The following is a 15,758-nucleotide window of genomic DNA, read 5'->3' on the forward strand; positions in this document are numbered from 1 at the left end:
TTTAGATAGCTAGAGATTAATCCAATAGTGAGGGTCATCCACTTGCTCAGGGGTAATATCAAACAGTTTTGATAATAGATGTTTCCTTTGTTTAAGGATGCTATCTTCCTCATATTCAGTCAAATCAGCAATTAAATTAACCTCCACATCCCAATTAAACAGAAATGTTGTCCCCCTTTTAATTGCGTTTTCAGTACCAACTATTTTCACTATCCTTGCTCCATTTGATAATACGAAGTAGCTAACTTGGCCTTATGTTAGCACATTACTTGCTTTGCTTTTTAAGCCCCTCCAATTGGAGGGTATAAAAATCATTCAACAGCAGGTTTTATTTGCTTAACCTTAATTGTCACGCTCAGAAAACTTGTAGTTCACTCATTTTCAATCATGAAAAAAATAGCGTTTTCTACTCCAGCTTATCACTCTACTGAATTAGCTAAGGGAGAGGGTCTTAAAATCCCTGTATTTGATATGTCGCTGACCGATAATAAAACGAAAGGTCGCTATCAAGCTGAACCGGAAGTGTTAAGAAACTCAATGCTTGAACTGCTATTTGAACCATCTGAATTGAAATCGCTTGTGATTGTTAAACCCGACCCCGATGATAACAGTCACGACCCTCTCAAAAATATTGATTTTGGCGATGATATTCCCAGAAGGGCTACTTTCAGTTCTGGTAAAAATGTGTACTTTGCCGACCAACAACTTTCAACTAAACTGTTAAGTATCTTTGCCACTCAACCCGACACGCCTGTCGTTACGGCTCTTTATTAGTTAGCAGTTGTACTCAAGGAGCGCAACTTTTAGATAGTTCAGAAGATGGTCAAACATTGAAAGTAAAAATTGTTGATTCCCAAAGCGATAATCCGAAGGAAAAAGCGTTAGCTAAAAAGTGGCAGACTGGCGACTGTCATGGCAAAATTTCACCTGCTTTAGCTGAACAATTAGGAGCAATTCACAACCGACCCTTCCAATTTCGTATGGCATGGATGAAACAGTGGTCGCAGGAAGATTGTCCAACTCCAGAGATTAGCTTCTTAGCTAAAGGAACCTTGCTACCTGATGCTCAATTAACTGATAATTCTGGCTATGATATTATTCTAGACCGCTCTTCTATCAAAGGAATTGCCAAAGATAAACTAGCTTCTTTAATTCCTTGTGGTGATTACGAATTTCCCCAAATTGTTTTAGGAAATCGTGGTAATGCTAAAACAACCGAGTACGAGAATTCTTGGCAATTCTCGATTTGGTACTCAGAATCAGCCATTGAAGCTGACATCGTTCCTGCTACTAAAGCCGAGGCTCAAAAATTAGCAAGTTTGCAGAATAATCGCATACAACTTGCCAAATACTTAGTCGAACAACATGACAAAAAAGCAGCTTTCAGACAGACCGCAGATGATACAGAAACCTCATTGAATGAATTAGGCGATGAGCAAACTAAACGCCACGAATCTCGCCTTATCTCTATTCTCAGAAATGACAAATTAGGCCAATTACTGGACTTTCCCAAAGTTGTTGACTTTATGCAAGAACAACTTGCTAGAAAATGGAAAGATTTAGCTATCAAAGGTGCCATTCATCACGGTTCTGCTATGGCTCAACCTGGTGAAGATTTGTTACCAGGAACGATTGTTGCACCTCATTTACGACATGGAACGGAAGTTATCGTTACTCGCTATCCCATTGTTAGTAAAGACAACATTCGCCGCTACACCGTTAACAACAAACAGAAACCCGAACTCATGCAATACAAAGGTTGTGTTTTCATTCGTCCCGACCAAGCTATGCAGCATCACCAATGCGATTTTGATGGTGACCAATTGGTAGTTACACCTGCTTCCAGACTACCTCACATTGCCCAAGAAACCCTTCACGCTAATGATGAAAACCAATACGAAGCGATTGAAAAACGCCCCAAAATTGACTACACTCAAGCTACTGACGAAGATGGTAAGCGTAAGTATACCAAACTCAGACAGATTGCTGTAGCGATCGCTAAAAACAAAATCGGCTGGGTAGCCACTTTGATTGGACGAGTACAATCTTCTGCACCAGAAGCTGGACAACCAGAAGGTTTATTCAACCAACGAAAAGAAAAATTGCTGGGTAAGTTATTCGACGCGCTACAAATTGAAGTCGATAGCCCTAAAAGTGCAACTAGGTTAGAAGACTACCACCCTAATCTACTAGAAACAGCCTCCAAGTGGTCTCAACAATATCCTTGCTACCTATAGTATTTTACTTTGTTTTGCACTGTTAGCACTCGAAAAATGAGCATGATTGGTGGCGATCGCACTTCACTCTTACCTTAAACTGCCACTCGATAATATAATAAATCACTTTACTATAGCAAGCCTTTATTGAGGATGGTGCATACTACGATATTACCAAAGGTAGCTCAAATTTACTGGAAATCCCCGACCTGCGACGCTTTGATAAACCAGAACGTTCTCGACGCTTAGACCAGTGGAAAGAGTTTATCAGAAAAGCATTGACTATTATCAGCATGGGCAAAGTAAATGACCCTAAATTAGCACAACGAGTTGATGCTATCCTGCTGTTAACTTTGAAAAAGTTTATCGAAGATTTAGAGATTATCGAACGCTATAATGCGGCTTTTGAAAAAGGTTGGAAATCAAATGAATGGCAAGAGATGCCAACACTCAAAGATTTGCTAAAATTCTGTACCAAAGAACAATTAAATTTAGCAAATTTTACCGATTTAGACCGCTTTGCTATCAACCAAATTACTACTCAATGTCATGCCTTACTCGCCTCACCTTTAGGAAAAGCGCTAGCTAAACCAAGTACATTTTCTCCCGAACCTGCAATTAAATTTTTCGCGTTAAGTGGTTTGAGTAACGAACAAGACCAATATTTGATGGCAATGAATGCTCATGCTGCTTGCATTCGTAATGCTCTTTCCCACCCAAAAAGTTTATTTATTGGAGACGAACTTTCGATTTTGTTGAAAAAAGATGGCTTTGCTGAAGTAGTAGGTGAACTTTGTGCAGTCGGACGGAAAAATGGGATTTCAGTGCTGCTACTTTGCCAGGATATCGATAGCATAAATGATTGCAGTGCCGGAACGATGATTCTGCAAAATATGGTGTACCGCATTACCGGGAGATTAACATCTAATGCAGTTAATTCTTGGGTGCAAAGTTTGGGGTATCCATCAGAAATTATCGGTCAAAATGCTACCGAAGCTTTCTTTCCCAGAACGGTTGACCTCTGTTCTGATTTGCCAACAAAGTCAATAAACTACTTCTTATATTAGTTACTCTCTCTATAGAATAATTGATTCTCCTCCGAATATATCCAGCCAATACCTTCAGGATCATATTTTTTAGTCCAATCAGTGAAATTTTTGTTAAATCTATTTCTAACAAGTGTGTCACGATGAATACCAAAAAGATCTGCTAGTTGATTTGTAGTACATGGGCTAGTTATTATTGGATTATTATTTGCTAAAAAGCCCATAACTTGTTGGTTGTCAAATAGTTCTATTTGGGTTACTTCTGAAATACCAACTTCGCCCATAAAATTCATATTATCTTCCATTGTTTGTACAAACAAATTCTTAATTGCTTCATTTAGTGTTTTATGCCGCTCTGCAATAAATTTCTCAAAATTATTCTCTTTAAGAGCATAGTAAGCTTCTTTAGAGATCAGGTGGCTACTCAATGTATTGAGTAATCTAGCTTCATCATTGCCGTGCTTACTCAGACAATCACTAAAAAAGTCTGATGGTAACTTCTTGCCTTTGCGGGTATTAGTCTTTTCTGAAATAAGTGTTCGGTTGAATATAAGATCTACTCTATTTCCTTTTTCTTTTCTATAAATACCTTCTGGGAAGATATGATCGTCTTCACATTGATGAAGTTTAGCAGGCTGACCATTCAGAAAGTCTTTAGCTCCCCTACTTGCTACTAAATTCATAATTCCTAGATAGATAGCTGATTGAGGTTCATCAATATCTAAATTTAAATCTTGAGTAGATAACTTCTTAAGCCATTCTGGTTTTTCATTTCTATTAATCCAATTTCCTATATCCCGTACATCCTGATAAGTTTTGGTATCTACTGCTTGATCGTAACGCCGACTAAAAATACTACCCCAATACCAACAATCTAGTTTTCGATAATCTTCCTCTCCTGCTGATTTCATCTTGAGTTGATTCAGTAAGCAAGCTAAAGGTATTATTAGTGTACTATAAGGAATCCATTTTTTCTCAAAGGCACCGTAATGACTAGTAATTCGTTTATGAGCCTCAACAATAGATTCAGTTGCTTCCTTCCAAAGTAAGTTAAAAGATTCACCTTCTAATTCGTTAATAACTTCAAGTAAGTTACGTTTACGAGGTTCTTTACCCTTTTGTAGTGCAATCACACGAAGTAAGAATTCAGGCTTTATTGCAGTAATTACATCTTTATTACTTTTCTCAAAAATCTCCCATAGTTTTCTTAGCTGTACATTTTTTAAGTACAATTGTGCTCCAATAAGATGAAAAAGTGATAATTTAACACCTGTTCGATTAATCCGATCAAAAGTATTAACTATGTTTTGCCAATCTGTTTCTTCCGAAAGATCAACGACTGGGACTTGGAAGCTTGTTAGACGCTGTTGAAATTTCAGAATTGATTTACGCTGCTCATTATCCCAGACATTTTGCTTTGTGTAGAGCCATTCATTAAAGGTGTTAGTATCCAATAAAGAAGAGAATCGCAATGCTTTATGTGTGTACACAAGTTGGTCTAATTCTGCCTTACGTTTCAAATCCACTACTGATATTCCAGTGACAGAATCATCAATAGCGCCATTTAGAGCTTCATCAAAACGCAAGTAGAATCGATAAGGATTTTTTGAGCCACGTAGCGGGATATCAGCCTCATAAAGAGCATAGAACAATGAAGTAATCCTCTGTTGACCATCTAGTACAAGGCGTACAGTCGTATGATTTTTGGGATTTGCTTGACTATTCACTTTTTTGACTCCTTCAACAGGTTCAAAAGGAAACATCGGTTTGTTAGCGGGAGTTTCGAGGATTAGAAAAGTGCCGATAAAGTATCCATATAGAATTGATGTCAGTAACTGTTCGATATCATCGCGATTCCAAACAAACGAGCGCTGAAATCCCACAGGAATAACAATTTTGGCATTTAGAGCTTCATTGATAATTTTTAAGAAATTCTCTGAGACTGCTGTAAACGAATTGGCTTCCATAGCTAACTTAAATCAATTAAAAGAGGTCTACTTAAGAGTATTCCCCAAAATTCGCTCCATAGAACAAAGATCTGTTTAGTAAATAAGTTTACTTACAGAGCTTTTACATACCTACTGCTAAACCTACACTTACTTCAACTCCTGAAAAGCTCAATCCGTTCGAGCGGTGGAATCAGCTAGCTCAACTTGGTCAAACCAGGGGGAACGTTGAAGTTGAAACAGAGAAATCGCCAGTTACTCAAAACTTGCCCATCCCAACCAAAGATAATTCTGCTAATCAAGATAGCAAACTGCTTACAGTTAATATCGGTAAGGAGCAACCACCAGAAACATCAGTGGCATCGGGCCAGTTTTCCTCCGGTGCTATCGGTATTCTCAACCGCACGCCTCAACCTCTAACAACTTCAAACACTTTACAAATTGCACTCGGAACCATTACTAAAGGTGCCGTATCCGTTCCCTTACTTTGGGACACTGGTAGTGGCGAACAGCTTTATAATCGATTTGCCATTACTTTAACCAAAGATATTTTAGCCACTAATGGCTCGGTTGCCTTGAACAAAGGAACTGTGATTATTGCTCTCAAGCCAATCATGTCGGTAAAAAGAATCTGATGGTACAAGCTAGTGCTATTGCTATTGTCTACACCGACGAATCGGGCAAAGTTAAACAGCAAGAAATACCCTCTGGCGCAATTTTGATTGCTGGTGAAGATGGTACGCCGTTGATTGCCAAAGGTCATCTCGATTCTGGCGATGATATTGCCAAGCAGGATTTGTTTGTCGGACTGCTTTCTGGGATTGGACGAGTCGGAGAAGTGTTTACACAACCGAGAACTACAAGTAGTACTAGCATCAACAGTAATGGTTTTAACAGAGACACCATCACTGTCGAAAACCGCGAACCACAAATTTGGTCGGCTGTCCTCGATGGCTTTTTCAGTCCTTTAGCGAAACGAATGGAAAGACGCTCGCAGCGAGCAGTTGAAGAACTTTTAAGCCGTCCCAATATTGCTATGGTTCCCAAAGGTACTAAAGTTTCCGTTACTGTCAACAGTTTCCTCAGCATTAGCCGATAACCGTTATGAAAACTCTGAGTTGCTCTTTGGTTACAGCAGCGCTCGCTGCTGTTTTTTGCCCAATTTCGACAATCGCTCAATCGGTAGCCAGTGGCTATCAAATAGTGGGTCGAGATATTGCTATCAATCGTGCTCTTGATGTTAAAGTTTATCCGGGACGGGCGAGTGTGATTGACTTTAGCCAAACGGATGAGGTGATTGGCTATGTATTGATTGCTGACCCCTCTCGTCTGGTGTTCGGTACAGATACAGAATTATCAAGCGGTCGTGCTAAAACTATATTCTTGCGCTCGATTCTACCATTGCGCTTTCCTGGTGCTACTACCGCTAACATCACCAGCCTTTCCATCAAAACAATGGATTCTCAACACAAACAACGACTTTATACTTTTAACGTAACACTCGCTAATAATCGACCAGAGCAATTAGGAATTCAGATTGCTACAGTTCCCTCTGGAAATAGGCAAACTTTGGGTATTAGTGCTGGTCAAACTATTACAGCATCAGATGTAGAAAGAGGCTTGAAAATTGCTATCCAAAGAAGGTACACCACAGCTAACGACCCAGTTGTTTATCAGGTGCGACAGTTTTTAGACAAATTGAAAAATCGCATACTGCTAATGGTGATAAGTATTTACTTCAAGTCAAACCTTTTTCTGAGTCCGGTGTTGGGAAGCACAATATAGATTGGTTAATTGTTGCTGTCGTCCCGGAAACTGATTTTATGAACCAGGTGAACGCCAACACTCGCGTTACATTTGTACTTTGTTTTCTGGCATTAATTCTCTCTATTTCACTTCTTTTATTTATTTCTTGGCGAATCGAACTCAAACTACAGCGATTAATTGCCGCTACCCAAGCAATTACTGCCGGAAACCTCAACCAACAGGTGCTCGGAACTAATGTAGTCGAACTCGAATACTTGGCTCTTGCTTTCAATCAGATGAGCCAACAATTACAAAAGTATCGTTCTCAATCCGAGTATTACTCTCATATTCTGCTATGCCGAGTCGAATCTAAAACTCGCCAACTCAAACTGAAAAACCGGGAACTCAAAAAAGCAAAAAAGGCAGCTGAAGCCGCTAATCATGCTAAAAGTTCGTTTCTGGCTAATATGAGTCACGAATTGCGAACTCCGCTCAATGCAATTCTTGGCTTTACTCAACAGATGACTCGTCACCAACAAACGACTCCCGCTCAACAGTGGAGTCTAAATATTATTAATCGCAATGGCTCTCATCTATTGAAACTTATTAATAATATTTTGTCTGTTTCTAAAATTGAAGCGGGTGAAATGAAACTGGATGAAACTGCCTTTGACTTCTATGCTTTACTCGATGATATTGAGCAGATGTTATTGCTCAAAGCTAAGGCTAAAGGTTTGCAATTAATTTTTGACCGTGCGGAAAAAGTCCCGCAATACATCTGCACTGACGAAAGTAAATTGCGTCAGGTTTTAATTAATCTTTTAGAAAATGCGATTAAGTTTACTTGTTCCGGTAGCGTCACGCTTCAAGTTAAAGTGACTGACCGTTTACCTCCTTCTCCCCACCTGTCATCAAAAACATTTGTCGCTTTGCTTTTTTGGATTAGCGATACAGGTTTCGGTATTGCTCCCGAGGAATTAGGGTCTTTATTTAAACCTTTTGTCCAAACCCAAGCAGGTAGGCGTTCTCAAACTGGAACTGGATTAGGATTGCCAATTAGTCGTCAATTTATTAAGTTTATGAGTGGCGATATTCGCGTCAAAAGTAAATTAGGAAAAGGAACTACTTTCCGGTTTTATATTCGAGTTGGTTTGGCTGATGCTGGGGAAGTGGACAATCACCTCTTATCTCCTAGAGTTATTGGTTTAGCTCCCAACCAACAAAAGTACCGCATCTTGGTTGTTGACGACCAATGGGAAAATCGTTTGCTCTTAAGTGAGTGTTGTCAGGAGGTGGGTTTTCAAGTTTGGCAAGCATCTAACGGTAGGGAGGCAATTCAGTTGTGGCAGCAACATAAACCGCACTTGATTTGGATGGATATTCGGATGCCGATAATGGATGGCTATCAAGCTACTCAATACATCAGAAAACAGCCAAATGGCGAACAGACAGTGATTATTGCTTTGACGGCTAGCGTTTTTGATGTGAAGCAGGAACAAGCTTTTGATGTCGGTTGCAATGACTTTGTAGCTAAACCTTGTCCAGAGGCGGTGATTTTTGAGAAGATGGCACTTCACTTAGGTGTTCGCTACGTTTATGAAACTCAATCTTCTCTTCTCCAGCAGCATCAGTTAGTTCCACAACTGACTCCTGAATCGCTTTCTGTGTTGTCTCAAGGATTGCTCGTTCAACTTCACCAAGCAGCGGAGCTTGGAGATGACCAAACAGCTAAACAACTTATTGAGCAGATTCAAGAGTTTCACAATCCACTTAAAATGGCACTTGTTCAATTGGTTGAAGAGCTACGATTGGATACTATTAGTGACCTCACTAAATTTTCTGTTAAATGACTCTCTGGTTTAAAAACAAAGTTACTCACATTTGAGACTCTGTTTTTTTTCTGGGATTAAGAACAGTATCTATCGCTTTATCAATTAATTCAATCGATTCCTCGCCTGGGTAACTAGACACGGGGATTTTTCTGTTGGTTAATTTCGGTGGTTTAGTACCATGTTTTTCTGTATAGTACCCGTCAGCAAAACTTTGGATTAGCTGGATTTGGTCTGGGTTACTTTTTATTCCCTTTTCTTTTAATCTTTCTTTGTTTTGGTATTAGTTTGATTATTAGCTTCAGTTTCTGGTGACGAACCATTTCTCCCTTGGGCAACATCGGCTAAATTATCTGGTTGTCTAAAGTAATCTTCTAAAATTGGAATAACCGAACGATACCACTTTAACTGTGACCCCTGCCATTTATTAGTTTTGGAAGTAGCGAGCAAACTAATACCATGTTGAGAACCTGCTTCTGTGAGTATCCAAATCCGCTTTTCATCGTTTCTTTCTTGGTATCCCAGCTTGACTAATGCCGTATTTACTTGCTCCGGCTTAATTTTAACGGTTAAGTTTTCTGTTAATAGCGCCGCTAGTTCTGTGGCACTCATTCCTTCTTCTGGTAGTGAGTGAGTTGCACCAATCAAAGATTTAGCTAATTCTGCTATTTCTTTGAGTTCTGGGTACATGGTGGCTAAAGCATTGAATTTGAATTGAGCAATTGCGGCATTACTCAGTCCGGTATTTAAGAGCCAGTTAGATAGTTGGTCGATGGTTTGGATGGCTGTTGCCACCTGTTCGGGAGAAGGCATGGAATATCGTTCAAGAACTTTTCACCAGATTAAGACTATCCGTTGCAGTAGTCCAGCTATCTGTAATTAATTGGCATTATTGCAGCAAATTTTCCAATTCACCAAGCAATTTTTCTAGCCTTTTTTGCTTCTTCGGATCGTGCCAAATCTTAGCTTGTTTGATAGCACGAGTAACACTTGTCAATCGCCCCGATAAATTGGGCGACTGCTCCTTTGCTGTCTTGCTAGGGCGTAGTTCTCTGACTCGCTGACGAATTTCTTCTACCGATAAGTTAGCTGTCATTACTTCATCTAAAAGTGCTTCCTGCTGCTCAACTGACTTAAGTTTGAGAATCTCATTGACCTTGGTGTATTGCAATTTTCCCTGACGCAATACCGACTCGATCGGTTTGGGAAGTTTCAGTAATGGCACTCGATGCTTGCGAAAACTCTCTGGCGTTAGCCTGCCAACTAAGTTGAAAACATCCTCGACTATCTCCCAATCCGACTTACGGACAACATTATCCGTAAGCCCACGTTTCTGATTGGCAGCTTGGTTGAGCAAGCTAACGACTTCCTCTTGTGACTTTTCCAAGTTCCGCATCAGCATTCCCATGATGGCTTGAGTTTCCTCCCAAGCATTTAAGTCAGAACGCTGGAGGTTACTAATCGCCTTGATATCAAGAGCAGTGCGATCGTCCACATCAAAAATGCGGACTGGTATCATTTGCAATCCGGCTATCATCGCACTCCGCCAACGCTTCTCTCCTGCCAGCAAATCGTACTCCAAATCGTTGCTATTTGGTTTAGGGCGCACGGTGAGCGGGTCAATTACGCCAATTTCCCGCATTGATGCAGCCATTTTGTTGAGTTCTCCTTCATCAAAATAGCGGCGAGGCTGATCGGGGTCGGGGTGAATTTTGTCTAGGGGAACTAATACCACTCCCGTTGGAGTATGGCTAGCTGTTGGCAGTTGTTCCACTGTTTCATCAGGTGGAGGCGAACTCTCCTGCCGTATGGTTTGCATTAGTCCCTGAAAGCGATTTGGTTTATTTGCCACTGAAGATTTCCTTACCAATTGCTTGATAATCACTCCATGCTATTTTGGCACGCCGATCGCTTACTTGATGCACCAAAATCCCATCATTCCAGAAGAAGCATCGCCTTCCTCTATCCGTTCAAAACCGACAGACTGGAGCTTAAAGCCAAGCTTGGTACGCAGGATATATTGCACCACCTCCATTGGTTGAGCATGGGGATGGATTTTTATCCCCAAAAACTCCTTCACATCCTGACTGTACTGCTTCACCCGATCGCTAAACTCTATCACCTCTTTTTCAATTCCTGTAAACTTAAGTTCAGAGTTGAAGAAATACGTTATTCCTAATTTCTTCAGTGCTTCTATTTGTGCAGTCATCAATCGCAAATCCTGCGGACAAACTTTCCCTTTCCCCCTTTCCCAATGTCCGGTTAAATGATTTTTATCCCGATTTTCCACCAACTCAGAATCATGAGTCAGGTAATAATGCAAACGAACTTTGGACAGCCAGCCATCTTCGTCCTTTAGTACTAATTCTGGAGTAACGGGAACCCCATAAGTTTCTTCTAATTGATATTTGCGAATCCTGTTTATTTCCTCCTGAGTTTTAGCACGTTTGTCCTTTAATAAAAGGTATTCATAGTTGCTAATGTTTTCGTTATTACTAACAGCTTTGGCAGCAGATAATCTGTTTGTTTTTCTGGTAATTTCAGCGACTTCACTAACAGAAGCCGCTTCAGTTTTTAACTTATCTAACTCCTCTTTTATTTTGCCGATTTGCTCCGATAATTCATCCGCTCGTAGGTAATCTTCAGCAGTATGAGCCGCTGTTTCTAGAGTCTGCAAAGCGGTAATTTCTTGCTGCAATTCATTCTCGCGGCACAAATGTAGTCTATGACCTTCAGCTTGCAAAAGCTGCCAAATAGTATGGCGATAATCCCACATCCCGGCATTAATTCTCGCCGCCATCTTTGCCCAAGTTCTTAAGTGAATTGGGTCATAAGCAGAATCAATATCAAAGTCTATACCTTGCAACAAATGAAGATTAGTTTTGATGACTTTATGCTGAGATTTTAGGATAGATTGATAGTTAGCAGATCCGTTGCCAATCTTACCAAAGCCAAACTGTTTAGCCCAAACAAACCAAGGCACATTTTCATCTCGGACTCGCGCCAAAGCTTGCAAAGCATCGTTAACTGGTATCGTTCCTTTAAAAATCCCAAAAACTAATGACGATCGCACCTTCCCAATCTTCCGGGTGAAAATTCGCTTGCGACAAAGGATGCAGACTATCAATGCAAAGACCGTATCCGAACAGTTTACCAGCAGTCGAATCTCTAGTTTCGTCGATGTAGTTAACTCCCAGAGTTGCACAGATCGCCCTTCCCAGTTGAATCCGGTGAGTAATAATCAACACGCGACGATTACCCGTATGCAGAGCATCAGAAACGAGATTGATTAAACCTTGAGTTTTTCCCGTACCTTTGGGCGATTGAATGCCCACCAACCCCGACTGTGGATATGGTACTTCTTCCAGATATCTCTGGCAGAGCCTTAAAGCCACCGGATAGGTCAGTTGCCATGATTGGTTTGCCAAAATGAAAAGGCTTGTGCGCCCTCGTAGAGGTCACAGAACGCATCCTCGCCTTGGACTACCACAAAATCATCAACGCCTTTCTCTGGCCCAGGCAAGCAGATGACTTTCACCCCACATTCGGCAACCTGGAAGCATTGACCTAGTTTGTCAATTTCCCGGTTGACATTCCGAATAGTTTGGCGTTTGATGTCATGATCGAAGCCGATGTAGATTTCCCGACCTGGTGTAGCGAAGTGTTGCAGTTCCGGGACGAGGTAGGGAGAGCATTTTTCCCCGAACGGGGTTTTAGTGCGAACGCCCCCAGTGACTCCGGGGAGAGCAATAGCGGCGTAGCCCAAAGTGAGCAAGCAACCTGCTTTTTTAGCGCCTTCGACGATGACTATAGGCAGGTTCTTCGCCCATACCCATTGCCAGAAGCCCTGTTGCCTGTCTTCAGAAGTGATGGGGACATGGTAGCGATCGGAGACTCGTTGCCAAATGCGATCGGGAACTTGCAGGAAAAACACTCTGGTCGGCGTTTGGGGCGGATGCTCGTACTTGATAATTTTCCCTTCAGCGCCACAGCGGGGATTGTTAGGTTTAAAGCAGCCCCACTGCATCGGTTGCCAGTTGTCCAAGGGATCGAGTCCACTACACCACCAACCGCCAGCTTCAATGTGGCTGTATTTTTTCCTAGCCCAGCGCCATTGAGCATCAGGTTGAATTCTACCAGAGGCGGTGTCAATTTCGTATAGGAGATAAGAATAAGGGGCATTGCCTGCGAGGACACGGACGTTAAGGGCGAAGATGTCAGGATCTACGCCGCTACTGTGCCATTCATCGAAAGGTGCCAGAGAATTAAGCATCGAGCTATTCCTTGCATAGGAATAACCGTTTTCTCATGTTCTGAAAATTCCTGCTTGCACGCCGATCAAAGATAATTAGGTTAATCCAGGCGTAATAAAACGCTGAAACGCTTGCCGTTCAATAGTTTCAAAATTAACTTGTCACCAGATCCGGGTATTTTTGTCACCAGATCCGGGCGTTTTTGTCACTAGATCCGGGTGTGTCCGTAATAATTTTCTAAGCCATGCCCCGTATGGGTTTGAGGCTTGTTTTGGGCTAATTTTTTTCTTATTACGCAAAAGCCCAGCTTTTATTACGGGCTGGGCTGTGGTTTGAAGTGGGTGATGATGTTCTTAGATAGAGAGTTCCGGTAGCACTTTAGGCAAGATTTTCCTGAGTTTAGCGGCAGTTTGGGGACTGATTGGCTTGCCTTTCTGAAGTTGGCAGACTAGCGGTTGAGATATGCCCAGCTTTTCAGCAATGACACTTTGCTTCGTCCAACCTTTAGTCTCACAAGCCTTCTGTATTGGTTCCCACTCTAACGGCGCAGAAGATGCTGATTTCCGTTTTCGGGGCAAAGATTCTGACTTTTTAGCAGCTATTAGGGCGGGAATTTTACCGGGAGGCTTGATAGTAATCCCAGCTTCTAGCAGTAATTCAATAATTCTTTTTTTGCAATCTTTAGGTTTACCTATTGTACTTCCAGGTCGTAACCATTCTGGATAAGTTTCAGAGTCATATAGAATCTGCCAATCTAACTCAATCAATCGTATTAAAGCTTTATCCCAACGTTGTTTCAGCTTACCAGCATAGCGATGATCTTTACGGGCTAATTCAATTTCATTTTTTGGCATCACCATCTCTAGCACCGTTTTAACCCTGTATTTCCCATTGGTATGAATGGCGCTTTCTGTTGTTATATTGATGGCAATTAAGAACGCCAACTCATCATGATACGGATTCATTTTGAGCGTCGATTCGGAAATCCAACCAAACTCATATAACGCAACTGGAGGAGTGGAATTCTTACCTTGCTTATTAAAGAAAAATTCCGCCCACCTCCCTGTCCGAATGAACGCTACTATTTCTGTTGGTTCTTCAATTTTATCTGTAAAAATGTTGCGCTGTCCATAGCGTTCTATAGCAATATCCCAAATCAGGGAATTCATATCGCATCCCAGTTTTCCCACATTCCACTTAATAGTTGCATCCAATCTTCTAAGCAGCTTCAAACATTGCTCTATTCTGAGTAGCTTCTGGGAAGTAGTCATATCTTTTCGCTCACCCCAACCCATTAAATCTATTAAATTAGTGCCGCCATTTTTCCCAGTTCCAGCTAACTTAATTTCAGTTCTCCAAGGTTCAGGTTGCCGAAAAACATAAGCAGACAGTAAACAGTGCAGTTTAGCGGTATCTTTACCCAAACTGCCAAACTCCTCAATAATTCCCCAGGCGGCCTTGCCTGTAAAGTAAAAATACTCTTTAGTAACTGGGTCTTTATCTTTTAAAGCTAACTTGACAAAACCCGTGCTGTAACGATCCCAAAAAAACACATTTTTATGGATATCTTCCTGCCAATTCCAGATTCGTAGTAATGATTTACAAGCCGTTCTAGGAGGGGCTGAAGTGAGCAATTGAGTGATAGTGTTGCTAATAAATAGCTGAGGTTCTGTTGCTGGAACTGTTTTTGAAGCTAACCCCAGCATTGCGGTTAACTCATCTATTGTCCGATTGGATAAATCTAGTGGCTCTAGAAAACTCAAAGCTGAATCAACTGCTACTTTTTTCCATAAACTTTCCTCGGTTCTACCTGTCTGAAGCCAGGGAGTCAGATGATTTAATATCTCCTCTGCTGTTGAAGAGTAGAAATCATCATCAACTATCTGCTGTCCGAGAAATTTTTCGAGTTCATCAACACACTTAGGACTAAAACCTTCTAATGTTTCATCCCTTTTAGTAATTTCGGCATGAATTCCCATTGCTACATTCAAGGCTAAGGTTTCTAAAAAATTCCCCTGTCTTAGCTTTTGGGCATATTCTTGAATGCGGTTATGGTCTATTGAGTTATATGTTGCCGATAATATCAATACTGTCTTACTAGCTCTCTCTGGCTGCTCTGAGGTTCCTAGTTGCGTATTGATATTAATTTTATTATTTGTTCCTGGCATTAGTTAGGCTTTCCCCGAAATTGCTAAATGGTAAAGTGAGCTAAGGAAAGAATTAGTGAATTAATGCGGACTTCCTAAGCTGTTATTTCTTCAGAAAATTCAATAGCTGCTTTAGTTTCAACAGTTACGTTGTTTTGGGAAACTTCTGAAACCGAAACATCGATCCAATCTACAATTGTTGACACGGTATCGTTGCAGGAGTTAGCTGCACTGTGGGGAATAGGAGTAGTTTCAGCAAGAGTGGAACTCCTTGCCTTAAGTGCCGCTTCTAAAACTTTGGCTACCCAGTCCACCAAAACCAATCCTTCTCCTCTAGCAGCATCTTGTATCAGGGATTGCAAGTGTGCGGGAAGCTGTAAAGTTAAGGTAAAAGTTTCTGTTGATGGCAACGTTCTTTTGGCTTGCTCAGGAATTGCCTGTCGATTAGTCCAGAATTCACATTCTGCTCCCCTTTCGTTGCCGTCCTTTTCAATAAAGTTCAATTTCCCTAACTGGTAGCAGTAAAAACTATGGGGGTCATCTAGGAACTCTCGGCTGCAATGGTAGCAGTTCCA

Annotated in this window: 16 protein-coding genes; 7 read left to right on the top strand and 9 right to left on the bottom strand. The window is 41.1% G+C overall.

Going from position 1 to position 15,758, the window contains the following annotated elements:
* Positions 1-9: 9 nt before the first annotated feature.
* Positions 10-210: a hypothetical protein gene (locus ACE1CC_RS29430; protein ID WP_413273989.1), complete on the bottom strand. Its 201-nt coding sequence runs from the start codon at positions 208-210 to the stop codon at positions 10-12.
* 177 nt (positions 211-387) lie between these two features.
* On the opposite strand from ACE1CC_RS29430, the gene ACE1CC_RS29435 reads away from it, so the two are divergent.
* The 3 genes from ACE1CC_RS29435 (at position 388) to ACE1CC_RS29445 (ending at position 3,283) form a co-directional block, all read left to right on the top strand.
* Positions 388-774 (top strand): hypothetical protein, encoded by a 387-nt coding sequence (locus ACE1CC_RS29435; RefSeq protein WP_413273990.1) that lies wholly within the window; start codon positions 388-390, stop codon positions 772-774.
* 56 nt (positions 775-830) lie between these two features.
* Positions 831-2,237 carry a hypothetical protein gene (locus ACE1CC_RS29440; RefSeq protein ID WP_413273991.1) on the top strand — a complete coding sequence of 469 codons (1,407 nt, stop codon included), beginning with the start codon at positions 831-833 and terminating at the stop codon, positions 2,235-2,237.
* A gap of 257 nt (positions 2,238-2,494) precedes the next feature.
* Positions 2,495-3,283: a type IV secretory system conjugative DNA transfer family protein gene (locus tag ACE1CC_RS29445; RefSeq protein WP_413273992.1), complete on the top strand. Its 789-nt coding sequence runs from the start codon at positions 2,495-2,497 to the stop codon at positions 3,281-3,283.
* Here the strand turns inward: ACE1CC_RS29445 and ACE1CC_RS29450 are convergent.
* Positions 3,280-5,229 carry a GmrSD restriction endonuclease domain-containing protein gene (locus tag ACE1CC_RS29450; RefSeq protein WP_413273993.1) on the bottom strand — a complete coding sequence of 650 codons (1,950 nt, stop codon included), beginning with the start codon at positions 5,227-5,229 and terminating at the stop codon, positions 3,280-3,282. The two genes, ACE1CC_RS29445 and ACE1CC_RS29450, sit on opposite strands and share 4 nt — an antisense overlap.
* Positions 5,230-5,474: 245 nt before the next feature.
* On the opposite strand from ACE1CC_RS29450, the gene ACE1CC_RS29455 reads away from it, so the two are divergent.
* The 4 genes from ACE1CC_RS29455 to ACE1CC_RS29470 are packed head-to-tail and all read left to right on the top strand — an operon-like array spanning position 5,475 to position 8,804.
* Complete coding sequence (locus ACE1CC_RS29455) at positions 5,475-5,843, top strand: hypothetical protein (protein ID WP_413273994.1); 369 nt, start codon at positions 5,475-5,477, stop codon at positions 5,841-5,843.
* Complete coding sequence (locus ACE1CC_RS29460; RefSeq protein WP_413273995.1) at positions 5,843-6,307, top strand: hypothetical protein; 465 nt, start codon at positions 5,843-5,845, stop codon at positions 6,305-6,307. Before ACE1CC_RS29455 ends, ACE1CC_RS29460 begins: the two co-directional genes overlap by 1 nt.
* A gap of 5 nt (positions 6,308-6,312) precedes the next feature.
* A complete protein-coding gene (locus ACE1CC_RS29465; RefSeq protein WP_413273996.1) occupies positions 6,313-6,993 on the top strand; it encodes a hypothetical protein in 681 nt (226 codons plus the stop codon).
* A gap of 38 nt (positions 6,994-7,031) precedes the next feature.
* The gene (locus ACE1CC_RS29470; protein ID WP_413273997.1) at positions 7,032-8,804 is read left to right on the top strand and encodes a response regulator; all 1,773 of its coding nucleotides are present in this window, start codon (positions 7,032-7,034) and stop codon (positions 8,802-8,804) included.
* Between the two features lie 240 nt (positions 8,805-9,044).
* On the opposite strand, the gene ACE1CC_RS29475 is transcribed toward ACE1CC_RS29470, so the two are convergent.
* The 7 genes from ACE1CC_RS29475 to ACE1CC_RS29505 form a co-directional block, all read right to left on the bottom strand.
* Entirely contained in the window at positions 9,045-9,596 is a 552-nt protein-coding gene (locus ACE1CC_RS29475; RefSeq protein WP_413273998.1) for a hypothetical protein, read from the bottom strand.
* A 76-nt stretch (positions 9,597-9,672) separates the two neighbouring features.
* Positions 9,673-10,635: a ParB/RepB/Spo0J family partition protein gene (locus ACE1CC_RS29480; RefSeq protein WP_413273999.1), complete on the bottom strand. Its 963-nt coding sequence runs from the start codon at positions 10,633-10,635 to the stop codon at positions 9,673-9,675.
* Positions 10,636-10,695: 60 nt separating this feature from the next.
* On the bottom strand, positions 10,696-11,856 hold the full coding sequence (locus tag ACE1CC_RS29485; protein WP_413274000.1) for a hypothetical protein: 1,161 nt from the start codon (positions 11,854-11,856) through the stop codon (positions 10,696-10,698).
* Positions 11,825-12,211 (bottom strand): DEAD/DEAH box helicase family protein, encoded by a 387-nt coding sequence (locus ACE1CC_RS29490; protein ID WP_413274001.1) that lies wholly within the window; start codon positions 12,209-12,211, stop codon positions 11,825-11,827. The genes ACE1CC_RS29485 and ACE1CC_RS29490 overlap by 32 nt, the downstream gene beginning before the upstream one ends.
* Positions 12,187-13,056 (bottom strand): DUF3854 domain-containing protein, encoded by an 870-nt coding sequence (locus ACE1CC_RS29495; protein ID WP_413274002.1) that lies wholly within the window; start codon positions 13,054-13,056, stop codon positions 12,187-12,189. Before ACE1CC_RS29495 ends, ACE1CC_RS29490 begins: the two co-directional genes overlap by 25 nt.
* A gap of 333 nt (positions 13,057-13,389) precedes the next feature.
* On the bottom strand, positions 13,390-15,204 hold the full coding sequence (locus ACE1CC_RS29500; protein WP_413274003.1) for a helix-turn-helix domain-containing protein: 1,815 nt from the start codon (positions 15,202-15,204) through the stop codon (positions 13,390-13,392).
* 74 nt (positions 15,205-15,278) lie between these two features.
* Positions 15,279-15,686, bottom strand: a complete 408-nt coding sequence (locus ACE1CC_RS29505; RefSeq protein ID WP_413274004.1) for a hypothetical protein — start codon at positions 15,684-15,686, stop codon at positions 15,279-15,281.
* Positions 15,687-15,758 lie beyond the last annotated feature (72 nt).

It is taken from the genome of Floridaenema aerugineum BLCC-F46 (assembly GCF_041929345.1).
GTDB classification, from domain to species: Bacteria; Cyanobacteriota; Cyanobacteriia; order Cyanobacteriales; family Aerosakkonemataceae; genus Floridanema; species Floridanema aerugineum.